This is a genomic window from Micromonospora xinjiangensis (assembly GCF_056150165.1).
Genome location: NZ_JAXCFO010000005.1, coordinates 537,823 through 564,243, shown reverse-complemented (window position 1 = coordinate 564,243; position 26,421 = coordinate 537,823). Strand labels below are relative to the sequence as shown.

At 73.2% G+C, this 26,421-nt stretch carries 22 protein-coding genes; 20 read left to right on the top strand and 2 right to left on the bottom strand.

Annotated features, from left to right (window positions below; translation table 11 throughout):
- The first annotated feature begins 2 nt into the window (after positions 1 to 2).
- On the top strand, positions 3 to 935 hold the full coding sequence (locus SM573_RS21445) for an ABC transporter ATP-binding protein (RefSeq protein ID WP_474616898.1): 933 nt from the start codon (positions 3 to 5) through the stop codon (positions 933 to 935).
- 149 nt (positions 936 to 1,084) lie between these two features.
- A complete protein-coding gene (locus tag SM573_RS21440; protein ID WP_474616897.1) occupies positions 1,085 to 1,294 on the top strand; it encodes a hypothetical protein in 210 nt (69 codons plus the stop codon).
- A 60-nt stretch (positions 1,295 to 1,354) separates the two neighbouring features.
- Here the strand turns inward: SM573_RS21440 and SM573_RS21435 are convergent, their stop codons facing one another.
- A complete protein-coding gene (locus tag SM573_RS21435; protein ID WP_474612927.1) occupies positions 1,355 to 1,696 on the bottom strand; it encodes a hypothetical protein in 342 nt (113 codons plus the stop codon).
- Positions 1,693 to 2,007 (bottom strand): PadR family transcriptional regulator, encoded by a 315-nt coding sequence (locus tag SM573_RS21430; RefSeq protein WP_474612928.1) that lies wholly within the window; start codon positions 2,005 to 2,007, stop codon positions 1,693 to 1,695. Before SM573_RS21430 ends, SM573_RS21435 begins: the two co-directional genes overlap by 4 nt.
- 179 nt (positions 2,008 to 2,186) lie before the next feature.
- Here SM573_RS21430 and SM573_RS21425 point away from each other — a divergent pair, with 179 nt between their 5' ends.
- The 18 genes from SM573_RS21425 (at position 2,187) to SM573_RS21340 (ending at position 26,421) form a co-directional block, all read left to right on the top strand.
- Positions 2,187 to 2,987, top strand: coding sequence for an ABC transporter permease (locus tag SM573_RS21425; RefSeq protein WP_474613260.1), 801 nt, complete (start codon positions 2,187 to 2,189; stop codon positions 2,985 to 2,987).
- A gap of 13 nt (positions 2,988 to 3,000) precedes the next feature.
- Positions 3,001 to 3,810 carry an ABC transporter permease gene (locus SM573_RS21420; RefSeq protein ID WP_474616896.1) on the top strand — a complete coding sequence of 270 codons (810 nt, stop codon included), beginning with the start codon at positions 3,001 to 3,003 and terminating at the stop codon, positions 3,808 to 3,810.
- Positions 3,811 to 3,872: 62 nt separating this feature from the next.
- Positions 3,873 to 4,925: a YihY/virulence factor BrkB family protein gene (locus SM573_RS21415; protein ID WP_474616895.1), complete on the top strand. Its 1,053-nt coding sequence runs from the start codon at positions 3,873 to 3,875 to the stop codon at positions 4,923 to 4,925.
- Positions 4,926 to 5,088: 163 nt separating this feature from the next.
- On the top strand, positions 5,089 to 6,267 hold the full coding sequence (locus SM573_RS21410; protein ID WP_474612931.1) for an ROK family protein: 1,179 nt from the start codon (positions 5,089 to 5,091) through the stop codon (positions 6,265 to 6,267).
- A 271-nt stretch (positions 6,268 to 6,538) separates the two neighbouring features.
- Entirely contained in the window at positions 6,539 to 8,053 is a 1,515-nt protein-coding gene (locus tag SM573_RS21405) for a sugar ABC transporter ATP-binding protein (RefSeq protein WP_474613261.1), read from the top strand.
- A 76-nt stretch (positions 8,054 to 8,129) separates the two neighbouring features.
- Positions 8,130 to 9,236, top strand: a complete 1,107-nt coding sequence (locus SM573_RS21400) for an ABC transporter permease (RefSeq protein WP_474612932.1) — start codon at positions 8,130 to 8,132, stop codon at positions 9,234 to 9,236.
- Positions 9,237 to 9,331: 95 nt separating this feature from the next.
- Positions 9,332 to 10,393, top strand: a complete 1,062-nt coding sequence (locus SM573_RS21395) for a substrate-binding domain-containing protein (protein ID WP_474612933.1) — start codon at positions 9,332 to 9,334, stop codon at positions 10,391 to 10,393.
- 54 nt (positions 10,394 to 10,447) lie between these two features.
- A complete protein-coding gene (locus SM573_RS21390) occupies positions 10,448 to 11,650 on the top strand; it encodes a Gfo/Idh/MocA family protein (protein ID WP_474613262.1) in 1,203 nt (400 codons plus the stop codon).
- A gap of 610 nt (positions 11,651 to 12,260) precedes the next feature.
- Positions 12,261 to 13,427 (top strand): inositol-3-phosphate synthase, encoded by a 1,167-nt coding sequence (locus tag SM573_RS21385; protein WP_474612934.1) that lies wholly within the window; start codon positions 12,261 to 12,263, stop codon positions 13,425 to 13,427.
- A complete protein-coding gene (locus SM573_RS21380; RefSeq protein WP_474612935.1) occupies positions 13,411 to 14,442 on the top strand; it encodes an SCO3242 family prenyltransferase in 1,032 nt (343 codons plus the stop codon). Before SM573_RS21385 ends, SM573_RS21380 begins: the two co-directional genes overlap by 17 nt.
- Positions 14,439 to 15,590 carry a sugar phosphate isomerase/epimerase family protein gene (locus SM573_RS21375; RefSeq protein WP_474616894.1) on the top strand — a complete coding sequence of 384 codons (1,152 nt, stop codon included), beginning with the start codon at positions 14,439 to 14,441 and terminating at the stop codon, positions 15,588 to 15,590. The genes SM573_RS21380 and SM573_RS21375 overlap by 4 nt, the downstream gene beginning before the upstream one ends.
- A gap of 232 nt (positions 15,591 to 15,822) precedes the next feature.
- The gene (locus SM573_RS21370) at positions 15,823 to 16,443 is read left to right on the top strand and encodes an EboA domain-containing protein (RefSeq protein WP_474616893.1); all 621 of its coding nucleotides are present in this window, start codon (positions 15,823 to 15,825) and stop codon (positions 16,441 to 16,443) included.
- Positions 16,443 to 17,303: a TatD family hydrolase gene (locus SM573_RS21365; protein WP_474616892.1), complete on the top strand. Its 861-nt coding sequence runs from the start codon at positions 16,443 to 16,445 to the stop codon at positions 17,301 to 17,303. The genes SM573_RS21370 and SM573_RS21365 overlap by 1 nt, the downstream gene beginning before the upstream one ends.
- The gene (gene eboE / locus SM573_RS21360) at positions 17,303 to 18,553 is read left to right on the top strand and encodes a metabolite traffic protein EboE (protein ID WP_474612939.1); all 1,251 of its coding nucleotides are present in this window, start codon (positions 17,303 to 17,305) and stop codon (positions 18,551 to 18,553) included. The genes SM573_RS21365 and eboE overlap by 1 nt, the downstream gene beginning before the upstream one ends.
- Positions 18,550 to 19,956 (top strand): alkaline phosphatase family protein, encoded by a 1,407-nt coding sequence (locus SM573_RS21355; protein WP_474612940.1) that lies wholly within the window; start codon positions 18,550 to 18,552, stop codon positions 19,954 to 19,956. The genes eboE and SM573_RS21355 overlap by 4 nt, the downstream gene beginning before the upstream one ends.
- On the top strand, positions 19,953 to 21,020 hold the full coding sequence (locus SM573_RS21350; RefSeq protein WP_474612941.1) for a polyprenyl synthetase family protein: 1,068 nt from the start codon (positions 19,953 to 19,955) through the stop codon (positions 21,018 to 21,020). Before SM573_RS21355 ends, SM573_RS21350 begins: the two co-directional genes overlap by 4 nt.
- A 327-nt stretch (positions 21,021 to 21,347) precedes the next feature.
- Positions 21,348 to 24,224 (top strand): ricin-type beta-trefoil lectin domain protein, encoded by a 2,877-nt coding sequence (locus SM573_RS21345; RefSeq protein WP_474616891.1) that lies wholly within the window; start codon positions 21,348 to 21,350, stop codon positions 24,222 to 24,224.
- 76 nt (positions 24,225 to 24,300) lie between these two features.
- The gene (locus SM573_RS21340; RefSeq protein ID WP_474616890.1) at positions 24,301 to 26,421 is read left to right on the top strand and encodes a ThuA domain-containing protein; all 2,121 of its coding nucleotides are present in this window, start codon (positions 24,301 to 24,303) and stop codon (positions 26,419 to 26,421) included.

Sequence of the window (26,421 nt, the reverse complement as noted above, 5' to 3'; positions counted from 1 at the left end):
CGGTGACCACGGCTCAACCTCTCATCCAGGCGCGGGGGCTGGTGAAGCGGTTCGGCGACTTCACCGCGGTCGACGGCATCGACGTCGAGGTGCTCCCGGGCGAGGCGTTCGGCTTCCTCGGCCCCAACGGCGCGGGCAAGTCCTCCACCATGCGTATGATCGGCTGCACCTCCCCGCCGAGCGGCGGGGAGCTACGCATCCTCGGCATGGATCCGGTGCGTGACGGGCCCGCGATCCGCGCCCGGCTCGGGGTCTGCCCCCAGCTGGACAACCTCGACCCGGAGTTGACCGTCCGCGAGAACCTGACCACCTACGCCCGCTACTTCGGCATCCCGCGCCGGGTGGCCCGGGAACGGGCGGGCGAGCTTCTCGACTTCGTCCAGCTCGCCGAGCGCGCCGACAGCAAGGTCGAGCCGCTCTCCGGCGGGATGAAGCGCCGGCTCACCATCGCCCGCGCGCTGGTCAACGAGCCGGAGATCGTGTTGCTCGACGAGCCGACCACGGGCCTCGACCCGCAGGCCCGGCACCTGGTCTGGGAGCGGCTGTTCCGGCTCAAGCAGCAGGGCGTGACGCTGGTGCTGACCACCCACTACATGGACGAGGCCGAGCAGCTCTGCGACCGGCTGGTCGTGATGGACGGTGGCCGCATCGTGGCCGAGGGCTCGCCCCGGACGCTGATCGAGCGCTACTCCACGCGCGAGGTGGTCGAGCTGCGCTTCGCCGCCGACTCGCAGGAGGCGTTCGCGGGCAAGCTCGACGGGTTGGGTGAGCGGGTCGAGGTGCTGCCCGACCGGATCCTGCTCTACGTCGCGGACGGTGACGCCGCGCTGGCCGAGGTGCAGGCGATCGGCCTCACTCCGGCCAACGTGCTGGTCCGCCGCAGCAGCCTGGAGGACGTCTTCCTGCACCTCACCGGCCGTACGCTCGTCGACTGAGCGGGTCGGCGCGGGCTGCGGCCGGGGTCGCGGCCCATAGCATCGTGCGGACGCCCGATCGGTCTCGGCCGGTCGGAGCGATCGGAGGTGCCGCGGCGGCGCTTGCCGTCGCCGGCTGGTCCGAGTGCATCCCGGTGCTGGTGTGCGCCGTGGTGGGTCTGCACCTCCTCCCACTGGCGCCGCTGCTGGGCGATCCGTTGCTGCGACCGCTCGGCCTGGTGATGTACGTGGTCGCGCTGGCCGGTCTGGTCGTAGGTCTCGCGACGGCGGTGTCGGCGGGCCTGGTGGTCGGTACGGGCGCGGGCGTGCTGCTGCTCGGCTACGCGCTCCGGTCGCTGGTGCGGGGCGTCCGCGACTGACCCGCCCGGGACGGCGGGAGGCGTTGCGCCCCCGCCGACCCGCACCGGGTGACCGCGGGCTCACCCCGTGACGAGCAGGCCGGTGCCGGCCAGCAGGGCCAGTGCGAACACGGCGGCGAGGGTGGCGGCGCGACGACGGGCGTGCGTGCCGCCCACCAGGCGCAGGGCGAGAGCGAGAGGGCCGATGGGCTGCATGGTCCGGGTCTCCTTCCGGTCGGTGTTGGTGATCCGGGCGGCCGCGACGAGGGTGCCGATGGCGAGCCGCACCGGGGACATCCGCAGGAACGCCGCGCCGTGCACGTCGGCCTGCCACTGTTCGAGGTGGCGGGCGCGCAGCCCGCGGGGGAGCAGCGCCGCGGTGCAGCGCACGATCACGAGCGCCACCCGGGTGGACGGTGTCATCGCGCCTCCCGCAGTCGCGCCGGCCGCCGCGCCTCCTGCGCCGACGCCCGGGCGCACACCCGGCGCGCCGCCAGGGCACCGTCGGCCGTCAGCTCGTACATCCGTCGCCGTGGGCCGCGCCGCTCGGGCTCCGTCTCCCAGTGCGACGTGACCCAGCCGTGGCGTTCCAGCCGGTCCAGGAGGGGATAGACGCTGCCGGAGGGCCGGCCGGTGACCTTGATGATCTCCAGCCCCCAGCGGGGCCGGTCGGCGTCGAGCAGCACGCGCAGGACGTCGACCGTCGCGCCACCGATGCGTCCGAGCGGTTCCACACCCTCAGGCTACCTATGTAGATTAAGCCCGTCCAGGGGAACGTCCGAACCCGCCCCGCGCTCCCGAAACTCCCGCGACACGTACGCCGGCCGGTCATAGGGTGGCTGCGGCCTGTCGTACCCCGGAGGTAGGAAGGCCGTGGTGGACGGACGGGAGCGGGGTGGTGGTCGTGGTGGACGTGACGTCACCGGTGCGGGAGCGGCCGCGGCACGCGCTGCCGCGGGTGCCGGCGTTCGCCGTGCTCACCTACTTCCTCGTGGGCTACCGGCGCACCTGGCGAGCCGGGGTGTTCTCGTCCTTCCTGCTGCCGGTGCTCACCGTGCTGGGGTTCGGCATCGGTGTCGGCGCCTACATCGACCAGGGCGTGGACGGCGTGCCCTATCTCGACTGGCTGGTGCCGGGGCTGATCGCCTCGACCGCACTGCAGGTGGCGCTCGGCGACGCGACCTGGCCGGTGTTCAGCAACTTCCAGTGGATCAAGACGTACTACGCGCAGAGCGCCGCCCCGCTGCGGGTCGGTGACATCCTCGCCGGTCACCTGCTCTACGTGCTGTTCCGGGTGCTCACCACGATCGCCGCGTTCCTGCTGGTCACCGGGCTCTTCGGCGCGTTGCGCTCGCCCTGGGCGCTGGCGGCCCTGCCGGTGTCGGCGCTACTCGGCCTGGCCGTCGCCGCACCGACCTTCGCCTACAGCGCGACGGTCGACAGCGACAGCTGGCTGGCGATGCTGTTCCGCTTCGCGGTCATCCCCATGACTCTCTTCGCCGGCGTGTTCTTCCCGGTCGAGGGCCTGCCCGAAGGGTTGCGCTGGCTGGCGTACGCGACGCCGCTCTGGCACGCCGTCGACCTGTGCCGGGCCGCGACCCTCGGTGTCGCCCCCGAGTGGTCGGCCGCCGGCCACCTGCTCTACCTCGCGGCCTGGGCGCTCGGCGGCGCGCTGCTCGCGCGCCGCGTGTTCCGCCGCAAGCTCGTCGTCTAGGAAGGGCCTTGTCGTGGTCGCTCTGGTCCTGCCCCGGCTCGTCGACGTCTCCGCCGCGTACCGGCGCTCGGCCTCGGTGGCCGAGCGGAACGTCGCGGCGCTGAAGTCGGTCTACTGGCTACTGCTCCTCTCCGGGTTCCTGGAGCCGCTGCTCTACCTGCTCTCCATCGGCGTCGGAGTCGGCGCGCTGGTGGGCGACCTCACCCTGCCGGATGGTCGGCTGGTCACCTACGCGGCGTTCGTCGCTCCCGCGATGCTCGCCTCGTCGGCGATGACCGGGGCGCTCGCCGAGACCACCTTCAACTTCTTCGGGAAGATGAAGTACATGAAGCTGTACGACGGGGTGATCGCCACCCCCGTGCGGCCGTTCGAGATCGCGCTCGGCGAGCTGGGCTGGGCGATGCTGCGGGGCAGCGCCTACTCCGCCGCCTTCCTGGTGGTCATGGCCGCCATGGATCTGACGACCGTCGCCCGGGCGGTGACGGCCCTGCCGGCCGCGGTGCTGGTCGGCTTCGCGTTCGGCGCGCTGGGCGCGGCCGTGGCGACGTTCATGCGCAGCTGGCAGGATTTCGACCTCCTGGGCTCGGCCCAGTTCACCCTCTTCCTCTTCTCCGGCACGTTCGTTCCCGCCGAGGCGTATCCGGCCGTGCTGCGCTGGCTTGTCGAGCTCACCCCGCTCTACCGGGCGGTGCACCTGATCCGGGGTGTCTCGCTCGGCACCGCGGGTTGGGCGTGGCTGCTCGACGTGCTCTACCTGCTGGTGATGATTGCGGTGGGTCTGCTGGTCTCCTCGCGTCGGATGGGGCGCCTGCTCTACCGCTAGGTGGTTACCGCCGCCTTTGTCGGGGCATGTCCCGCAGGGATACGCGACGACAAGGAGGGGCGATGGCCGCCGACGAGTCTGACCGCCGCGGGCGCGACCACGACGACACGGTTGCGCGAGCGGCCGCCGACCGGGCCCCCGATCGGGGTCGCGGGCCGGTCGACCCGGACGCGGGCCCGGAGAGCCCGGCGAAGCTGCCGGGTGCCGGATGGAAGGCGGCGGCGCGCCGGACGATCACAGAGTTCCAGGAGGACAGCCTCACCGACTGGGCGGCCGCGCTGACCTACTACGGGGTGCTCTCGATCTTCCCCGGCCTGCTGGTGCTCGTCTCCATCCTCGGCCTGCTCGGGCGGGAGACCACGGAGGGCGTCAAGGACACCGTCCGCGACGCCGTTCCGGAGGGCAACATCCAGACCATCCTGGAGAACGCGATCACCCAGGCGCAGGGCTCCGGCGGGCTCGCCAGCCTCGCCGCCGTCCTCGGTCTGCTCGCCGCGTTCTGGTCGGCCTCCGGTTATATCGCGGCGTTTATGCGGGCCTCCAACGCGATCTACGACGTGCCGGAAGGACGGCCGATCTGGAAGACGCTGCCGATCCGGGTCGGCGTGACGGCCGTGGTCGGGGTGATGCTGCTGGCCAGCGCCGTGATCGTGGTCTTCACCGGCCGCCTCGCCCGCGCGGCCGGCGAGGCGATCGGGCTCGGCTCGACGGCGGTGACGGTCTGGAACATCGCCAAGTGGCCCGTGCTGCTGGTCCTGGTCAGCCTGATGTTCGCCATCCTCTACTGGGCCTCGCCGAACGCGCGCCACGGCGGCTTCCGCTGGGTCAGCCCGGGCGGGGTGCTGGCGGTGGTGGTCTGGCTGGTCGTCTCGGCCCTCTTCGCCGCCTACGTGGCCAACTTCGGCTCCTACAACAAGACGTACGGAACCCTCGCCGGGGTGATCATCTTCCTGGTCTGGCTCTGGCTGACCAACATCGCCATCCTGCTCGGCGCGGAGTTCGACGCCGAGCTGGAACGCGGCCGGGCGATCTCGGCCGGTCATCCGGCCGATGAGGAGCCGTACGTGGAGCTACGTGACGATCGCAAGCTGCGCAAGAAGCGCGAACGAGGGTGACGATCTTTCCTTGATCCACAATTAGCTTTTGTTCGTTCGGACAAAAGTTGATGTCAGATCGCTTGAAGCTCTGGACACGCAGCGCGGAACGCTCCTACTGTGTCGGGCACAACACATCGCCGTTGCGTCGATGTGAAGGACGCCGATGCGGAGGTGAGTCCCGGTGCGGACGGAGGACCCGCTGCACGTACGCCTCCTGCGGCTGCTGCGTGACCAGGGAGCGGTGTCCCGGGCCGAGCTCGGCGACCGGTTGCAGATGCCGCGCCCGCGACTCCTGGCCGAGCTGGACCGGCTCGTCAACCTGGGCTACGTGGCCGAGGCCGGGCTGGCCGCGTCCCGCGGTGGACGTCGGTCCACCCTGGTCGAGCTCAACCCGCGCCTGCGTTTCGCCGCCGTGGACCTCGGCGCCAGCTCGATCGACGTCGAGGTGGTCAACGGCCGGCTCGAACCGGTCGCCGCCTACGCCGAGCCGGCCGACATCCGCTCGGGTCCGAAGGTGACGCTCCAGCGCGTCAACGAGCTGCTGCACAAGGCCAAGGTCGACGGTGCCTACGAGCGTCTCGACGCCGTCGGTGTCGGCGTGCCCGGGCCGGTGAGCTTCCGCGACGGGGTGCCCGTCTCGCCGCCGATCATGCCCGGCTGGGACCGCTTCCCGGTGCGCGAGCTGCTCACCCGCGAGCACGGCTGCCCCGCGGTGGTCGACAACGACGTCAACATCATGGCGATCGGCGAGCGGCACGGCGGGGTCGCCCACTCGGTGGACGACTTCCTGTTCGTGAAGATCGGCACCGGCATCGGCTGCGGGATCTACCTCAGCGGCGAGGTCTACCGGGGCACCGACGGCTGCGCCGGCGACATCGGGCACATCCAGGTCGACTCGCACGGCCCGATGTGCTCCTGCGGCAACGTGGGCTGCCTCGAGGCGCTCTTCAGCGGCGCCGCGCTGGCCAAGGACGCGACCGCCGCGGCGCGCAACGGTGTCTCACCCGCGCTCGCCGAGCGGCTGGCCGCGCACGGGCAGGTCACGGCTCTCGACGTGGCCGAGGGCGCCGTCGAGGGGGACGTGACCTGCATCCAGCTGATCCGCGACGGCGGGCGGCGGGTCGGTGGCGTGCTGGCCGGGCTGGTGAGCTTCGCCAACCCCTCCATGATCGTGATCGGTGGCGGTCTCGCCCAGCTCGGTCACATCCTGCTCGCCGAGATCCGCAGCGTGGTATACCGCCGGTCGTTGCCGCTGGCCACCGGCAACCTGCCTGTCGTCCTCTCCGAACTCGGTCCCCGGGCCGGGGTCGCCGGCGCCGCGGTGCTCGCGAGCGACGTCGCCTTCGGGGAGGCCTCGTGAGCGCGAGGAGTGAGCCGGGTTTGCGAGCCCCGCAGTCGCGAACGGAGAGCGGCGCGGTGAGCGCGAGGAGTGAGCCGGGTTTGCGAGCCCCGCAGTCGCGAACGGAGAGCGGCGCGGTGAGCGCGAGGAGCGGGCCGGAGGTGACGCGGTGACCGAGCGGGAGGAGGGCGTGGTGACCGAAGGGGAAGCGACCCCGGTGGGCGGCGGCGCGGAGGGCGGCGCGCCGGACGCGCCGCTCGTGGAGGCGCCGGCCGACACCGTCGCGGGCGAGGTGGTGCTGCGGCTCACCGACGTGGTCAAGACCTTCCCGGGCGTACGCGCCCTGGACGGCGTGCAGTTGGAGGTCCGTGCCGGCGAGGTGCACTGCCTCCTCGGCCAGAACGGTGCCGGCAAGTCGACCCTCATCAAGGTCCTCTCCGGCGTACACCGGCCCGACTCGGGCGAGGTCGAGTGGCGCGGCGAGCAGACCAGCTTCGCCAACCCACAGGCCGCCATGCGGGCCGGCATCGCCACCATCTACCAGGAGCTCGACCTCGTCGAGGACCTCTCGGTCGCGGAGAACGCCTTCCTCGGGCACGAGCCGCGCCGGTTCGGCTTCGTGCGCCGGGGCCACATGGCGCGGCGCACCCGGCAGATCCTCGGCCGGCTGGGCCACGCCGAGATCCCGCCGAACCGGATGGTCCGGTCCCTGCCCGCCGCCGGCAAGCAGGTCGTCAGCATGGCCCGTGCCCTGTCACACGAGGCACGGCTGATCATCATGGACGAGCCGAGCGCCGTGCTCGCGCACGACGAGGTCGGCAACCTGTTCCGTATCATCCGCGAGCTGACCGCGCAGGGCATCGCCGTCATCTACATCTCCCACCGGCTGGAGGAGATCCGCGAGATCGGCGACCGGGTCACCGTACTCAAGGACGGCCGCACCACCGCGGCGAACCTGCCGGCCCGGGACACTCCGACCCGCGACCTGGTCAGCCGGATGACCGGCCGCACCATCGAGTACGTCTTCCCGGAGCGCCCCGCGGACGCGGAGCCGGCGGAGGCCGACCTGCTGGAGGTCGACGGGCTGACCCGCGCCGGCGAGTTCGCCGACGTGTCGCTGCGGGTGCGGCCCGGCGAGATCGTGGGCATCGCGGGCCTGGTCGGCTCGGGCCGTTCCGAGCTTCTGGAGACCATCTACGGCGCCCGGCGGGCGGAGGCCGGCACGGTGAGGATGGCCGGCCGGGTGCTGCGCAACGGCAGCGTCGGCGCGGCCGTGCGTGCCGGGATGGGCATGGCGCCGGAGGAGCGCAAGAGCCAGGCGCTGCTGCTCGGCGAGCCCATCTACCGCAACGTCACGCTGGCCACCTTCGCCCGGTACGCCCGGGCGGGCTTCACGGACGTGGGGCGGGAGCGCGCCGAGGCCGACCGGATCGCGGAGAGCCTGGAGCTGCGCCCGCGTGACGTCCGCCGGGCGGTGCGCACCCTCTCGGGCGGCAACCAGCAGAAGGTGGTGGTCGGGCGGTGGCTGCTCGGCGACACGAAGCTGCTGCTGCTCGACGAGCCCACCCGCGGCGTGGACGTCGGCGCCCGGGCCGAGCTGTACCAGGTCATCCGCGCCCTCGCCGAGCAGGGCGTCGGGGTGCTGCTGGTCTCCAGCGAGGTCCCCGAGGTGCTCGGCCTGGCCGACCGGGTGCTGGTCATGCGGGAGGGGCGGGTCGTCCGCGAGGCCCCGGCCGGCGAACTCGACGAGAACACCGTCCTCGACCTCGTCATGGCGGGGTCCCTCATGGAAGGCGCGGCGGCATGAGTGAGCCTGAGCGAGCGAACAGTCAATACAGCGCGGTCGAGCCCCGGGCCGGCGTGAGGTGGAGCGAGGTGGCGGCGTGAGCGAGACGTCCACTCCGGAGCGGGCGGCGAAGCTGCCGGCACAGTCTCCGCCGGTGGATCCGGCGGAGACGGCGCTCGCCGGGCAGCGGCCGGCGGGCCAGCTCTCCTGGTGGCGCGGCGAGGGCGGCGAGGGTGCCCGGCGCAACCTGGGCCTCATCGGGGTGCTGGTGGCACTGATCGTGATCGGTGCTCTCACCCGCTCCGACCTCTACTCGGACCCCGACTGGGTCTGGGACAACTTCCTCAGCATCCTCCAGCTCGCCTCGGTGGTCGGCGTGGTCACCGTGGGCATGACCTTCGTGATCATCGGTGGTGGCATCGACCTCTCGGTCGGCGCGATCGTCGCGCTGGCCGGGGTGTGGGCGACCACGGTGGCCACCCAGAGCTACGGCGCCGGCGGCATGATCTTCTGCGCGCTCACCGTCGGTCTCGCCGTCGGCCTGGTCAACGGGCTGCTCATCTCGTACGGGCGGCTGGTGCCGTTCATCGCCACGCTGGCGATGCTGGTGGCGGCGCGGGGTCTGGCCGCCGAGATCTCCGGCAAGCAGACGCAGGTCTCCGACAACAACACGATCAACAGCATCGCGAGCACGAACCTGCTCGGCATCCCGCTGCTGGTCTACATCCTCGCCGCGGTGGTGCTCGCCGGCTGGGTGCTGCTCAACCGCACCACGTTCGGGCGGCGCACGGTGGCGGTCGGCGGCAACCCGGAGGCGGCCCGGCTGGCCGGCATCAACGTGAAGCGGCACACGATGATGCTCTACGCGCTCTCCGGCCTGTGCTGCGGCATCGCCGCGATCATGCTCACCGCCCAGGCGACCTCCGCCCAGGCGGCGATGGCGAACCTCTACGAGCTCGACGCGATCGCCGCCGCGATCATCGGCGGCACGCTGCTCAGCGGCGGGCGGGGCACCATCATCGGCTCCCTGCTCGGGGTGATCATCTTCTCGACGATCACCAACCTCTTCGCGATCAACGGCCTCACGACCGAGGCCCAGAACATGGTCAAGGGCGGCATCATCGTCGCGGCCGTCCTGCTCCAGCAGCTGCAGTTCCGCAGCCTCACCCAGTTCCTCGGACGCAACAGGCTCACCACCAGCTGACCCACCGCACCACACCCGGGCCACCGTGCAGGCGACGGTGGCCGGGCCCCGCACACCCCTTTCCGCTCCCACCACCGCGAATACAGGAGGTCGTCATGACCCAGCACGATCGCGACCTGTCCCGCCGCCGCCTGCTCTTCGGCGGGGCCGCCGTCGGCGCCGGCGTGCTACTGGCCGGCTGCACCAGCAACGAGAGCAACGAGCCGACCACCGCGCAGACCAAGGGCGCCGACGCCGCGGCGGGCGGCAACGCGGAGCCGGGCAAGCGCGTGGTCGTGGCCTTCTCCGCCCCGGCCGCCGACCACGGCTGGCTCGCCGCCATCACCACCAACGCCAAGGCGCAGGCCGCGGCGTACTCCGACGTGGAGTTCAAGACCGTCGAGGCCGGCGCGGACGCCGCGGCCCAGCGGGCGGCGATCTCCACGCTGATCTCCCAGAAGCCGGACATCATCGTGATGCTCCCGCACGACGGCAAGGAGCTGAACGCCGCCGGCCTGGAGGCGATGAAGGCCAACATCCCGGTGGTGAACCTGGACCGGGCCTTCCCCGACGCCCTCGCCTACCGGCTTCAGATCAAGGGCGACAACTACGGCATGGGTGTCGCCGCGGCGCACTACATCGTCGACCAGCTCAAGGCCAAGAACGTCACCAACCCGGTGATCGCCGAGATCGCGGGCATGGACGAGCTGGAGCTGACCCAGGAGCGGTCGAAGGGCTTCGCCGACACCCTCGCCCAGAACGGGCTGAAGGTGGCGAACCGCCGCGCGGCCCGCTTCACCGCCGACTCCGGGCAGGCGGAGGCGTCGCAGCTGCTCCGGGCGCTGCCGAAGATCGACGCGATCTGGAACCACGACGACGACCAGGGCATCGGCGTGCTGGCCGCGATCAACCAGGCCAACCGCAAGGAGTTCTTCATGGTCGGCGGCGCTGGTTCGAAGAAGGCGATCGAGGACATCCAGGCCGACAACACCGTGCTGAAGGCGACCGTCACCTACAGCCCGTCGATGGCCTCCTCGGCCATCTCGCTGGCCCGGTTGATCGCTCAGGGCAAGGGCATGTCCGACCTGGTGGAGCTCCAGGTGCCCAAGGAGATCATCCTCGCCTCCGAGACGATCACGAAGGAGAACGCGAGCAACTACATCAAGCTCGGGTTCTGACACATTGGGGGGAGACCCACCTTGTCCACTACGGATGAACAATTGCGGGTCGGCATGGTCGGCTACGCGTTCATGGGCGCCGCGCACTCGCAGGCGTGGCGCACCGTGAACCGGGTGTACGACCTGCCGGCGCGGGCCCGGATGTCGCTGATCTGCGGCCGGGATGCCGGGAAGGTGGCCGACGCCGCCGACCGGCTCGGCTGGGAGGCGTACACCACGGACTGGCGTGACCTGGTCAACCGGGACGACATCGACGTCGTCGACGTCTGCACCCCGGGTGACAGCCACGCCGAGATCGCACTCGCCGCGCTGGCCGCCGGTAAGCACGTCCTGTGTGAGAAGCCGCTGGCCAACACGGTGGAGGAGGCGAGGGCGATGGCCGCCGCGGCGGCCAAGGCCCAGGCCGCCGGCGTGCGGTCGATGTGCGGGTTCAACTACCGCCGGGTGCCCGCGGTCACGATGATGCGCCAGCTGGTCGCCGACGGACGGCTCGGGGTGATCCGGCACGTCCGCGCGACGTACCTGCAGGACTGGATCGTGGACCCGCAGTTCCCGCTGGTCTGGCGGCTGCAGAAGGACAGGGCGGGCTCGGGCGCGCTCGGCGACATCGGCGCGCACATCATCGACCTGACCCAGTACGTGACCGGCCAGCGGATCACCGGGGTCAGCGCGGTGACCGAGACGTTCGTCAAGGAGCGGCCGCTGCCGGCCGGTTCCAGCGGGCTCGCGGCCACCGTGGACGGCGCGTCCGACGGTCAGGTGCTCGACGGCGCCGGCCCGGTCACCGGCCCGGTCACCGTCGACGACGCCGCGCTCTTCCTGGCCCGGCTCGACGGTGGCGCGCTCGCCACCTACGAGGCGAGCCGGTTCGCGACCGGCCGCAAGAACGCCCTGCGGGTGGAGATCAACGGCTCGTTGGGCACCGTGGTGTTCGACCTGGAGCGCCTCAACGAGCTGGAGTTCTACGACGCGACGCGACCCAGCACCGAGCAGGGCTTCAGTCGCATCCTGGTGACCGAGGCCGAGCACCCGTACATGTCGGCCTGGTGGCCGCCGGGGCACATCATCGGCTACGAGCACTCCTTCACCCACCAGATGCGCGACTTCGTCGAGGCCATCGCCACCGGCACCGATCCGGCGCCGTCCTTCGCCGACGCGCTCCAGGTCCAGCTGGTGCTGGACGCGGTGACGCGCTCGGCGGAGCTGGGTTCCTCCTGGACGGAGGTGGAGCCGGCACTGACCGCGGTGGCGGTCTGACCGGCCCGGCCGGCGCTCCCGGCCGGGCCACGAACCCCGATCCACCCCGCGGTGGCGGCGACGCCGCCCCGCCCGACCAGCTTTCCGGACCGACCGGCGAGGGCCGGCCGCGGTTGCGCCCCGCGGCCGGTACGAGGTCGGACCCGGAGGGCGTGCACCCGGGCCGCGACGCCCGGTGGCACACGCAGGACGGCTGTCCGGTGCGGCCGGACCGGGATTCCCCGGCCGCACCGGAGGGCCGCCACCACCTCTCGACGATGCGGAGGACCAGATGGCACCGTCCACCTCTCGCGCGATTGTCACCGACTGTTCCCGCCGGCCCGCGGCGCGCCGCCGCCACTGAGACGTCCGGCCGGGGCGGAGGGCCACCGCCCCGAGCGGATGCGGGGGAGGCAGGGTCGAGACGCCGACCGACCCTGCCTGCCAGCCCCGTCCGTCCGCACCCGCACCGGGGCCGGACCGGCGCCGTCGCCGCCGACTTCGACGCCGGACCGTCCGGAGCGGACGGGCGGACGGGGCCCATCCCCTCAAACCCATATCTTTCGGAAGCAAATTCTGATATTAATTAAATTCGATGCACAACGGTTCTCCTGATCGGGGAAGGGGTGCCATGCGTACGGGTGTCTGGCTGATAGGGGCGCGTGGCTCGGTCGCCACCACGAGCGTTGTCGGAGGGCTCGCGCTGCGGGCCGGTCTCGCCGGGCCGACCGGTTGCGTCACCGAGCTTCCCGACCTGCGCGGTCCCGCCCTTCCCGCCTTCGCGGACCTCGTCTTCGGCGGCCACGACGTGGTCACCACCCCGTTGGCCAAGCGCGCGGAGGCGCTGGCCGCCGCCGGTGTCGTGCCGGGCCGGCTGGTCGCCGCGCTCCCCGACGAGCTGGCCGCGGTCGAGGAGGAGCTGCGTCCCGCACCGGCCGGGCCCACCCAGGCCGACCGGGCCGCCGCGGCGGCGCGCGACCTCACCGACTTCCGCGACCGGCACCGGCTCGACCGGGTGGTCGTCGTCAACGTCTCGGCCACCGAACCGGCCGCCCACCCGCACCCCGGGCACGCCGACCCCGCCGCGCTGCGCGCCGCCCTGGCCGGGCCCGACGAGGTGCTGCCGGCCAGCTCGCTCTACGCGTACGCGGCGCTGGAGGCCGGCTGCCCGTACGTCGACTTCACCCCGTCCACGGGCGCCCGGCTGCCGGCGCTGCGCGCGCTGGCCGTCGAGCGCGGCCTGCCCTACGCCGGGCACGACGGCAAGACCGGGGAGACCCTGGTGAAGTCCGTGCTCGCCCCGATGTTCGCGATGCGGCACCTGCGGGTGCGCTCCTGGTCCGGGGTGAACCTGCTCGGCGGCGGCGACGGCGCCAACCTGGCCGACCCGGCCGCCAACGCGGCCAAGGTGGAGAGCAAGCAGCGGGTGCTCGGCGAGACGCTGGGCTACGTGCCGCAGGGCGACACCCGCATCGACTTCGTGGAGGACCTCGGCGACTTCAAGACCGCCTGGGACCTGGTGACCTTCTCCGGTTTCCTCGACACCCGGATGCGGATGGAGTTCACCTGGCACGGCTGCGACTCGGCGCTCGCCGCGCCACTGGTGCTCGACCTGGCGCGACTCACCGCGGCCGCCCACGCGGCCGGCCGGGTCGGCCCCCTCACCGAGCTGGCGTTCTTCTTCAAGGACCCGCTCGGCGCGTCGACCCACTCGCTGGCCGAGCAGTGGGCCCGGCTGGCGGAGTTCACCCGCGAGCTGCACGCCGGGCAGGGGAGCGCCGATGGCCACGCTCGCTGACCTCGTCGAGCTGGTCCGCGCGCCGGCCGCGCTCTCGGTCCCCGGTGACGTCGTCGCCGGCGCCGCCGCTGCCGGCGTGCTCGACCGGCGTACGCCCGCCCTCGCCGGCGCCTCCGTGCTGCTCTACTGGGCCGGGATGGCCGCGAACGACTGGGCGGACCGGGGCCTGGACGCCGTCGAGCGGCCGGAGCGGCCGATCCCCAGCGGCCGGGTCAGCCCCGGCGCCGCGGTCGGCCTGGCGGCGGGCCTCACCGCCGCCGGGCTCGCCCTGGCCGGCGCTGCCGGCGGCCGGCGCGCGGCGGCGGTCGCGGTGCCGCTGGCCGCCAGCGTCTGGGGGTACGACCTGCGCGCGAAGAACACCGCCGCCGGCCCCGCCGTGATGGCCGCGTGCCGGGGGCTGGACGTGCTGCTCGGCGCGAGCGGTGGCCGGCTGAGCCGGGCGTTGCCGGCGGCGCTCACCGTGGCCGCGCACACCTGGACGGTCACCGCGCTCTCCCGTCGGGAGGTCACCGGCGCCGACCCGGCCCTGCCGCTGGGCACCCTCGCGGGCACCGCCGTGGTCGCGGCGACCGCCGCCGGAGCCGCGCGCCGCCGCCCGTTCCGGGGCGAATCCGCCCCGGCCGGCGGCGCGTCCTGGCCGGGCCCCGCCGGCCCTGACCCGGCGCACCTCGCGGCGGCCGAGGCGGGTCCGGCGCCGGCCCGGGCGCGCCGACGCTGGTCCCGCCGAGGCGCGTCGCACGGGCCCGCACCGGGCTCGCGTCGCGCCGCGCTCGCCGCGGTCGTGCCGGCGGCGCTGGCCGCGTGGTACGCCGCCGGCTACGGCGCGGCGCAGGCCCGGGTGGTCGCCGAGCCCACCGCCGGTCGCGTGCGCGCCGCGGTCGGCGCCGGCATCACGGGGCTGCCCGCGTTGCAGGGCGCGCTCACCGCGCGCGGTGGGGCCGGCCTGCTGGGGCTGGCGGTCGCCGCCGCGGCCCCGCTGGGGCGGCGGCTGGCCCGGAAGGTCTCCCCGACATGACCGCCCCCACCCCCGATCCCGCCACCCGCCGGAGCATCCGGGCGGGCGACGGAGCGGGGCTGCGCTTCGGGTACGGCACCAACGGCTTCGCCAACCACCGGTTGGACGACGCGCTCGCCGTGATCGCCGACCTCGGCTACGACGGGGTGGCGCTCACCCTCGACCACGACCACCTGGACCCCTTCGCGCCGGGGTTGCCCCGGCGGGTGACCGCGCTCCGGCGACGCCTCGACGCCCTCGGCCTCGCCGTCATGATCGAGACGGGTGCCCGCTACCTGCTCGACCCGTGGCACAAGCACGCGCCGACGCTGCTGCACGACGATCCGACCCGTCGCGTCGAGTTCCTGCGCCGGGCCGTCCGGGTCGGCGCCGACCTGGGCGCCGAGGCGGTCTCGTTCTGGGCCGGCGTACGCCCCGAGACGGTCCCGCCGCGGGCCGCCTGGGACCGGCTCGTCGCCGGCTGCGCGACCGTGGTCGACGCCGCCGACCGGGCCGGGGTGCGGCTCGGCTTCGAGCCGGAGCCGGGCATGCTGGTGGAGGACATCGCCGGCTGGCGGCGGCTCCGCGCGGCCCTCGACGACCCGCCCCGCTTCGGCATCACCCTCGACATCGGGCACTGCCGTTGCCTGGAGCCGGCGCCGGTGCCCGACTGCGTGCACGAGGTGGCCGAGCACCTGGTCAATGTGCAGATCGACGACATGCGCCGGGGTGTGCACGAGCACCTCGAGTTCGGCGAGGGCGAGATCGACTTCCCGCCGGTGCTGCGCGCGCTGGACGACGCGGGCTACCGCGGCCTGGTCGCCGTGGAGCTGCCCCGGCACTCCCACGCGGCGCCCGCCGTCGCCGCGCGCTCGCTGGAGTTCCTGCGCGCGGCCGCCGCCCGGGCGCGCACCCTGCCGGCCCCGGCCGGCCCGCCGGCCCGCGCGGCCTCCCCGGTCCTGCCCGCCCAGGCCGCCGATGGCTCGCGCCCGGCAGCCGGCACCCGAGCCGCACCGGAGGACCGGGCGCCGCACCTCCACACCCGAGCCGCACCGGAGCGTCGGGTGCCGCCCGCCGCGACCCGGACGGCCCGCGCGGGCACCACCGCGCCCCTCAGCTCCGCACCCGCCGACGCGCCGCCGACCGGAACGGCCCCGGTGCGTATGTAGGTACGGAGCAGAGGGGTCCGAGGCGTACCCACGCCGGCGCCCGCGGTCTCGGCCGCCGGCGCGTCGTGACCCGGTCCGCGACGTGGCGCGCGGCGGTAGCCGCCGTGCCACCCCGGCACCGGCCGCACGACCGCCGTGCCCGCGACGCGGCGTCGGGGCGAGGGGACGCCCGGGCGCCCACGGCGATACCGCGCAGGCTCCCGTTCCAGGAGCGGCGCCGAGGGGAGGCACGATGACAGTGGATCATCTCCGGGCGGCCCTGCGGGGCGTACCCGACCCGGACTGGCTGGAGACGGCCGTGCGCCAGGTGGCGGCCGAGCCGACGACGGTCAACCGGTTCTTTCCGGCCGCCGGTCGCCGCTGCGGCCGGCACGAGCTGCCCGAGGCGCCCGGCTGGACGGCCGACGAGGCCGCCCGGGCCCTGCTGCTCGCCGCGCTCCCCGCCGACCACGCCCGGTACGCCGACACCCTCTACCGGCAGGGCGACGCGGCCGAGAAGCGCGCCGTCCTGAAGGCCCTGCCGCTGCTGCCGGTCGGCGCCGACGCCGTGCCCCTGCTCCACGACGCCATCCGCACCAACGACACGCGGCTGCTCGCCGCCGCGCTCGGCCCGTACGCCCGCCACCTCGAGGACGCCGCCTGGCGGCAGGCCGTGCTGAAGTGCGTCTTCACCGGGGTGCCGCTCGCCGTCGTGGCCGACCTCGACACCCGCGCCGACGCCGAGCTGGCCATGATGCTCGCCGGACTGGCCGCCGAACGGCACGCCGCCGGGCGGAACATGCCCGCCGACGCCACCGACCTGCTCGACCGGCTCACCGCCGGCTCCGGCCGATCCACCGCCAGGGAGGCGTGATGCGCATCTTCGACCCCCACATCCACATGACCTCGCGTACCACGGACGACTACGAGCGGATGGCCGCCGCCGGGGTCCGCGCGCTGGTGGAGCCGGCCTTCTGGCTGGGCCAGCCCCGCACCAGCCCCGCCTCCTTCACCGACTACTTCGACTCCCTGGTCGGCTGGGAACCGTTCCGGGCCGGCCAGTTCGGCGTCCGGCACTTCGCGACCATCGCCCTGAACCCCAAGGAGGCCAACGACCCGCGCTGCCGCCCGGTGCTCGACCTGCTGCCCCGCTACCTGGAGAAGGACGGGGTGGTGGCGGTCGGGGAGATCGGGTACGACTCGATGACCCCGGAGGAGGACGAGGCGTTCGCCGCCCAGCTCGCCCTCGCCGTGGCGCACGACCTGCCGGCGCTGGTGCACACCCCGCACCGGGACAAGGCCCGGGGCGTGGAGCGCAGCCTCGCCGTGGTCCGCGAGTCCGGCATCGAGCCGGGCCGGGTGGTGCTCGACCACCTCAACGAGGTGACCGTGAAGCTGGCCCGGGACACCGGCTGCTGGCTGGCCTTCTCCATCTACCCCGACACCAAGATGTCGCCGCCGCGGATGGTGGAGATCCTGCGGGAGTACGGCACCGAGCGGATGCTCGTGAACTCGGCGGCCGACTGGGGGCGCTCCGACCCGCTGCTCACCCGGGCGACCGCCGAGGTGATGCTCGCGGCCGGTTTCGGCGACGACGACGTCGACCGGGTGCTCTGGCGCAACCCGGTCGAGTTCTACGGCCAGTCCGGGCGGCTCGACCTGGCCGAGGCGGACCTCGGCGACCCGCCGGCCGCGACCTTCGCCGGCAACTCGATCCTGCGCGGGGGGAGCTGATGCGACTACGGCACCCCTCCGGCGAGATCGTGCACCTCGGCTACTGCACCAACGTGCACCCGGCCGAGGACCTCGCCGGCATCCTCGCCCAACTGGACACCTACGCCGTGCCCGTCCGGGAGGCGCTCGGCGCCGACCGACTCGGCCTCGGACTCTGGCTGGCCGCCCCGGTCGCGGCCGAGCTGGCCGCCGAGCCGGCCGCCCGCCGGCGGCTGCGGGCCGAGCTGACCGCGCGGGGTCTGGAGGTGGTCACGCTCAACGGCTTCCCGTACGCGGCGTTCCAGGCCCCGGTGGTCAAGGGCGACGTGTACCACCCGGACTGGACCACGCCGCGGCGCCTCGCGTACACCCTCGACCTGGCCCGGGTGCTCGCGGACCTGCTCCCGGACGACGCGGCCCGCGGCTCGATCTCCACCCTGCCGCTGGCGTGGCGGGAGCCGTGGGACGACGCGCGCGCCGAGGCGGCCCGTCACCGGCTGGACCAGCTCGCCGCCGGCCTGGCCGAGGTGGAGCGGGACACCGGCCGGCGGATCCGGGTCGGATTCGAGCCGGAGCCGGGCTGTCTCGTCGAGAGCACGAAACAGACCGTCGGAATACTGTCCGGCATGGACGGTGAGCGGCTGGGGGTCTGCGTGGACCTGGCGCACCTCGCGTGTGCCTGGGAGGAGCCGGCCGAGGCGCTGGCCCGGCTGCGCGCCGCCGGCCTGCCGGTGGTGAAGGTGCAGGTCTCGGCCGCGCTGGAGGCCGCCGACCCGGTCGCCTCCGCCGACGCGCTGCGGCGCTGGGTCGAGCCCCGCTTCCTGCACCAGACGCGGGCCGCCGCCTGCGCGGGCGGCGGTGACCCGGCCGACCCGGCGTACGCGGCGGACGACCTCGACGCCGCTCTCGACGCGCGGCTGCCCGGGCGCTGGCGGGTGCACTACCACGTACCCCTGCACGCCCCGCCCGAGCCGCCGCTGGAGTCGACCGTGCCGGTGCTGCGCGCCGCGCTGGCCGCGCTCTACGCCGGCCCGGACGCCGGCTGCGACCACCTCGACGTCGAGACGTACACGTGGGGTGTGCTGCCGCCGGCGCGGCGGCCGCGCACCGACGCGGAGCTGGCCGCGGGGATCGCGGCCGAGCTGGCCTTCGCGCACACCGAGCTGACCGCGCTCGGGCTCGCGCCGGCCGGCTCGCCGCCCACGGGGGTTTCGCGAGTGGATCGACCAGTGCCGCGAAGCGGCGTGGAGCGGAGCGAGGTGCCGGCATGAGTCGTCGACTGGTGGTGCTGGACGTGGTGGGGCTGACCCCGCGGCTGCTGGCGCACATGCCGCGGCTACGGGCCGTCGCCGAGGGGGGCTTCCGGGCGGAGCTGGGCACGGTGCTGCCCGCGGTGACCTGCTCGGTGCAGTCGACCTTCCTGACCGGGGAGCTGCCCTCCGGGCACGGCATCGTGGGCAACGGCTGGTACTTCCGCGACCTAGGTGAGGTGCTGCTCTGGCGGCAGCACAACGCGCTGGTGGGTGGGGAGAAGCTGTGGCAGGCGGCCCGCCGGGCCGAGCCCGGCTACACCGTGGCGAACGTCTGCTGGTGGTACGCGATGGGCGCCGACGTGGACTGGACGGTGACCCCGCGCCCCGTCTACTACGCCGACGGGCGCAAGGAGCCGGACTGCTACACGGACCCGCCGCAGCTGCACGAGGCGCTCACCGGCCGGCTCGGCACGTTCCCGCTCTTCAGCTACTGGGGCCCGGGCGCCGGGCTGGCCTCGTCGGCGTGGATCTGCCGGGCGGCCGAGCAGATCCTCACCGACCAGGCGCCCGACCTGACCCTGGTGTACGTCCCGCACCTGGACTACGACCTGCAACGGCACGGCCCCTCGTCGCCGCGCGCCGCCGCCGCGGCGGCCGAGCTGGACGAGGTGCTCGGCCCGCTGCTGGACGCCGCCGCCGCGCGGGACGCGACCGTGGTGGCGCTCTCCGAGTACGGCATCACCGACGTCTCCCGACCGGTCGACGTCAACCGGCTGCTGCGGGCCGAGGGACTGCTGCGGGTGCACACCCAGGCCGGGATGGAGTACCTGGACCCGTGGACCTCCCGGGCCTTCGCGGTCGCCGACCACCAGGTCGCGCACGTGTACGTCCGGGACCCGGCGGACGTGCCGGCGGTGGCGAAGCTCTGCGCGGGCCTTCCCGGTGTGGCGGAGGTGCTGGACGCCGAGGGCAAGGCGGCGCACGGCCTGGACCACCCGCGCGCCGGGGAGCTGGTGCTGGTCGCCGAACCGGAGGCGTGGTTCACGTACTACTACTGGCTGGACGACGCCCGGGCGCCGGACTTCGCCCGGCTCGTGGAGATCCACCGCAAGCCCGGCTACGACCCCGCGGAGCTCTTCTTCGACCCGGCCGCCCCGGGTGCCGCGAAGCGCCGCGCGGCCGTGGCGCTGGCCCGCAAGAAGCTCGGCATGCGCTACCTCATGAGCGCCGTGGGTCTCGACGCGGGCGCGCGGGCCGTGCGCGGCTCCCACGGCCGGCTGCCGGCCCACCCGGCGGACGCCCCGGTGCTGCTCTGCTCGGACCCGGCCGCCGCGCGGGAGCGGATCGCGGCCACGGAGGTGAAGGGGCTCCTGCTGGAGTTGGCCGGGCTCCCGGGCACCGCACCGGGGGAGGGGCGGTGACGGTCACCGTCGCGCCGACCGACGCGAGCGGGCTGCGCGCCCGCTTCGACGCCGAGCTGGCCGCGTTCCTCGACCGTCAGGGGCCGGACTGGCCCGACGGCGCCCCCCGCGGGGTCTTCACCGCGCTGCACCGCTTCGTGCTGGCCGGCGGGAAGCGGCTGCGCCCGCTCTTCTGCTACTGGGGCTGGCGTGGCGCCGGCGGTGAGGACGGCACCCCGATCGTGGTGGCGTCGGCCGCCCTGGAGCTGTTCCACGCGTTCGCGCTGATCCACGACGACATCCTCGACGGCAGCGACCGCCGTCGGGGTGAGCCGTCCGTGCACCGGCTCTTCGCCGACCTGCACGCCCGCTCCTCGTGGCGGGGCGATCCGGAGGCGTACGGACGCAACACGGCGCTGCTCTGCGGGGACCTCTGCGCCGCCTGGTCGGACCAGATGTTCCACGAGTGCGGCCTGCCCACCGAGCAGGTGCACCGGGGGTACGCGATGTTCGCGGTGATGCGTACCGAGGTGATCGCGGGGGAGTACCTGGACCTGGTCTCCGGTGTCGGGGACGGCTCGGTGGCCAGCGCGTTGACCGTGATCCGGATGAAGGCCGCCCGTTACACCGTGACCCGCCCCCTGCAGATCGGCGCCGCGCTCGCGGGCGGGCCGCCGGAGCTGGTCGACGCGTTCGCCGAGTTCGGTGACCCGCTCGGCGACGCGTTCCAGCTGCGGGACGACGTCCTCGGCGTCTTCGGCGACCCGGCCGTGACCGGCAAGTCGATCCTGGACGACCTGCGGGAGGGCAAGCCCACCGTCATGATGGCGCTGGCCCGCAGCGCGGCGGACCGGACGCAGACGGCCCGGCTGCGCGAGCTGTTCGGCAATCCGGACCTGGACGCCGACGGCGCCGCGGAGCTGCGCGCGATCATCGAGGCGACCGGCGCGCGGGAACGCATCGAGCAGATGATCCGGGTCCGTACGGACGCGGCGCTGGCTGCCCTGGGGTGCGCGCCGGTGGACGCCGAGACCCGGGCGGCCCTCCAGAGTCTGGCGGAGCAGGCGATCGACCGCCGTTCCTGACCGGCGCGCGGACGGTGGCCGGCGGGGGACGCGTGCGCGACTTTCGACCGATCGAGCGAAAGTCCGGGATGGTTCACCAGAAGGTATGGACACATCGACGTATGCCACTTAACCTCGTGGCCAATACCACACTGTTTCGTCGAGGTGAACCGGCGGCGCGGTAACCCATCGACAGGTGAACCTCCGCGCGGGTGGCTCCACCGTCGGAGGCTCACGGCCGCCCGGGTCGGCACCTCCCGGCGGCCCCGCCGCAACTCCGCTACGGCTTCCGGCGCGTCGGCGCGCGCCCCGCCCTGGCTGTCCACCGTCAGGAAGGGACACACCTCGATGTCCATCTCGGACAGACACCACCACCGACCCCGACGATGGTTCTCCGCCGGCTCGGCGCTGCTGCTGGTCGCCGCGGCCGGCACGGTCGCCCTCGGCGCCGGTCCGGCCGCCCTCGGCGGCCCCACGCCGGCCCAGGCCCATCCGATCAACGCCACCGACTTCCAGCAGGTCGAACTCGCCCGCGGCGTCGCCGAGATGGGCGAGCCCATGTCGCTGGCCGTGCTGCCGGACCGCTCGGTGCTGCACACCGCGCGCAACGGCACGCTGCGCCGCACCGACGCCAACGGCGCCACCACGGTGATCGGCACGGTCCCCGTCTACACCCACGACGAGGAGGGCCTGCAGGGCGTCGGGGTGGACCCGGGCTTCGCCAGCAACCGGCACATCTTCCTCTACTACGCCCCGCCGCTGAGCACCCCCGCCGGTGACGCGCCGGCCACCGGCACCGACTTCTCCGCCTGGCAGGGCGTCAACCGGCTGTCCCGCTTCACCCTCAACGCCGACTTCACGCTCAACCAGGCGAGCCGGGTCGACGTGCTCGACGTGCCCGCCGACCGCGGCCTCTGCTGCCACGTCGGCGGAGACATCGACTTCGACGCCGCCGGGAACCTCTACCTCTCCACCGGCGACGACACCAACCCGTTCGACTCCGCCGGGTACGCGCCGATCGACGAGCGCACCAACCGCAACCCCGGCTACGACGCGCAGCGCAGCGCCGGCAACACCAACGACCTGCGAGGCAAGATCCTCAGGATCAAGGTGAACGCCAACGGGACGTACTCCATCCCGGCCGGCAACCTCTTCCCGGCCGGCACGAGCGGGGCACGCCCGGAGATCTACGCGATGGGCTTCCGCAACCCGTTCCGGATGAGCGTGGACAAGGCCACCGGCATCGTCTACGTCGGCGACTACGGCCCGGACGCCGGCTCCACGAGCGCCACCCGGGGCCCCGCCGGCCAGGTCGAGTTCAACCGGGTCACCGGCCCGGGCAACTACGGCTGGCCGTACTGCACGGGCACCAACACCAGCTCCGAGACGTACAACGAGTGGAACTTCGCCACCAACGCCACCGGCCCGAAGTTCAACTGCACCGGCGGGCCGACCAACAACTCGTTCCGCAACACCGGCCGCGCCACCCTGCCGCCCGCGCAGCCCGCCTGGATCCGCTACGGCGGCGACGCCGGCAGCCCGACCGAGTTCGGCGGCGGCTCCGAGTCGCCGATGGGCGGCCCGGTCTACCGGTACGACGCCGCCAACCCCTCGACCACCAAGTTCCCGCAGTCCTTCGACGGGCAGTTCTTCGCCACCGAGTTCGGCCGCGGCTGGATCAAGCCGATCCACGTCAACGCCGACGGCAGCCGGGGCACCATCGACAGCTTCCCGTGGACCGGCAAGCAGGTGATGGACTCGGCCTTCGGCCCGGACGGCGCGTACTACGTGCTCGACTACGGCACCGGCTACTTCAACGGCGACGCGAACTCGGCGCTCTACCGGTTCGACCACATCGGCGGCGGCAACCGCGCGCCGACGGCCCGCGCGACGGCCGACCGGACGTCCGGGGCGGCGCCGCTGACGGTGGCGTTCTCCTCGGCCGGCTCGTCCGACCCCGACGGCGGCGCGCTGACCTACCAGTGGGCCTTCGGCGACGGCACCACCTCCACGGCCGCCAATCCGACGAAGACCTACACCGCCAACGGGACGTACACGGCCACGCTGACGGTACGCGACCCGCAGGGCGCCACCGGCAACGCCAGCGTGACGATCAACGTCGGCAACACCGCGCCGACGGTGACCATCACCAGCCCCGGCAACGGCAAGCTCTTCTCCTTCGGCGACGCGGTGCCGTTCAGCATCACCGTCACCGACCCGGAGGACGGCGCCGTCGACTGCGGCAAGGTCAAGATGACCTACGTGCTCGGTCACGACCAGCACGGGCACCAGATCACCTCGCAGAACGGCTGCTCCGGGACCATCACCATCCCGGTCGACGGCGAGCACGACTACGCGGCGAACATCTTCGCCATCTTCGACGCCGAGTACACCGACGCGGGCGGGCTGACCACCCACACCCAGCACATCCTCCAGCCCCGCCACCGCCAGGCCGAGCACTTCAAGACCTCGTCGGGGATCAACACCTTCGACAAGGCCGCGGCCGAGGGCGGCAGGACCGTCGGCGACATCAACAACGGCGACTGGATCGCCTTCGAGCCGTACCAGGTCAGCAACGTCACCTCGTTCACCGCCCGGGTCTCGTCGGCCGGGGCCGGCGGCACCCTCCAACTCCGGACGGGCTCGGCAACCGGCACCGTGATCGGCTCGGCCACCGTCCCCGTGACCGGCGCCTGGGACACCTTCACCACCGTCACCGGCACGGTCACCAACCCGCCCGCCGGCACCACGACGCTCTACCTGACGTTCGCCGGGTCGGGCACCGGCGCGCTCTACGACGTGGACACCTTCACGCTCGTGACCGGCGGCGGTGGCGGCACGCCCGGCACCGGGCCGATCCGGGGTCTGGCGGGCAAGTGCCTGGACGTGCGCAACGCCGGCACGGCTGACGGTACGCAGATCCAGATCTACACGTGCAACGGGAGTGCGGCGCAGACGTGGTCGGTGACGCCGAACTCGACCGTGCGGGCGTTGGGGAAGTGTCTGGACGTGTCGGGTGGTGGTTCGGCGGACGGTACGAAGATCCAGTTGTGGACGTGTAACGGTACGGGTGCGCAGAACTGGTCGGCGCAGGCCGACGGGACGTTGCGTAATCCGCAGTCGGGCAAGTGTCTGGACGTTTCCGGCAGCAACTCGGCCGACAGCACGCCGGTGCACCTGTGGACCTGCACGGGCGCGGCGAACCAGAAGTGGGTCCTGCCCTGAGTTGAGCGGAGCGGGCCCCCGTCGATGCGTACCGTGGACGAGGGGCCCCTCCCGACCGATCCTGAGGAGAGCTGAGATGCGCAGACTCCTGCGTACCGTCCTCGGCGGGGCCACCGCCGCCCTCGCCGTCATCGCCTGCACCACCCCGGCCACCCCGGCCAGCGCCGCCGACGCCCCCTACGACGTCCTGGTCTTCTCCAAGACCGCGGGCTTCCGCCACGACTCGATCGCGGTCGGCACCCAGGCCATCCGTGACCTCGGCGCGGCCAACAGCTTCACCGTCACCGCGACCGAGGACGCCGGCGCCTTCACGACCGCCAACCTCGCCCAGTACGAGGCGGTGGTCTTCCTGAACACCACCGGCGACGTGCTCAACGCCAGCCAACAGACCGCCTTCGAGTCGTACATCGGCTCGGGCGGCGGGTACGTCGGCGTGCACGCCGCCGCCGACACCGAGTACGGCTGGTCGTTCTACGGCAACCTGGTCGGGGCGTACTTCGCCTCGCACCCGGCCATCCAGCAGGCCAACGTGAAGGTGGAGCACCGGGGGCACGCGGCGACCGCGCACCTGCCGCAGACCTGGACCCGCACCGACGAGTGGTACAACTACCAGACCAACGCCCGCTCCACGGCGCGCGTGCTGGCGACCCTCGACGAGTCCTCCTACTCGGGCGGCTCGATGGGCGCCGACCACCCGCACTCGTGGTGCAAGACGTACAACGGCGGCCGGTCCTTCTACACCGGCGGCGGCCACACCCAGGCGTCGTACGCCGAGCCGGCCTTCCGTGCCCACCTCCTCGGCGGCATCCGCTACGCCGCCGGACGGGCGAAGGCCGACTGCCGGCCGGAGACGGGCTACACCACCCTCTACAACGGCTCGACCACCGGCTGGTCGCAGGCCGGGCCGGGCAGTTTCACCAACGCCGACGCCACGCTCACCTCGGTCGGCGGGATGGGCCTGTTCTGGTACAGCGCGAAGCAGTTCACCAACTACTCCCTGAAGCTGGACTGGCGTCTCGCCGGCGACGACAACTCCGGTGTCTTCATCGGCTTCCCGCCGTCGAGTGACCCCTGGTCGGCGGTCAACAACGGCTACGAGATCCAGATCGACCCCACCGACGCGGTCGACCGGACCACCGGCGCGGTCTACACGTTCAAGTCGGCCGACATCGCGGCCCGGGACGCGGCGCTGAACCCGGCCGGGGAGTGGAACACCTACGAGCTGCTCGTCGAGGGCGAGCGGCTCCAGGTCTTCCTCAACGGCGTGAAGATCAACGACTTCACCAACACCGATCCGGTCCGCTCGCTCGCCGGGCACATCGGCATCCAGAACCACGGCACCGGGGACGACGTCTCCTTCCGCAACATCCGGATCAAGGAGCTCGGCGGTACGCCCCCGCCCACCGGGAACGTGACCGTGCAGGCCGAGGCGTACAGCTCGGCCAACGGGGTCAGCCCGGTCGGCAAGGGCGGGGCGAACGGCGGGCAGACGATCGGCTACATCGAGCCGGGCGACTGGGCGGCGTACAACGGTGTCGACCTCACCGGCGTCACCTCGTTCCGGGCCCGGGTCGTCTCCGGCGGACCGGGCGGCACCATCCAGGTCCGCACCGGGTCACCGACCGGCACCGTGCTCGGCTCGGTGGCGGTGCCCAACACCGGGGGCTGGAACACCTTCGCCGACGTCAGCACCGCCCTCTCCGGTGTGCCGTCCGGGGCGCAGAACCTCTACCTGACCTTCACCGGGTCGGGCACCGGGCTCTTCGACGTGGACGACTTCACGCTGGTGCGGGACGGCGGCGGTGGCGGCACGCCCGGCACCGGGCCGATCCGGGGTCTGGCGGGCAAGTGCCTGGACGTGCGCAACAGCGGCACGGCTGACGGTACGCAGATCCAGATCTACACGTGCAACGGGAGTGCGGCGCAGACGTGGTCGGTGACGCCGAACTCGACGGTGCGGGCGTTGGGGAAGTGTCTGGACGTGTCGGGTGGTGGTTCGGCGGACGGTACGAAGATCCAGTTGTGGACGTGTAACGGTACGGGTGCGCAGAACTGGTCGGCGCAGGTCGACGGGACGTTGCGTAATCCGCAGTCGGGCAAGTGTCTGGACGTTTCCGGCAACAACTCGGCCGACAGCACGCCGGTGCACCTGTGGACCTGCACGGGCGCGGCGAACCAGAAGTGGACCCTGCCCTAG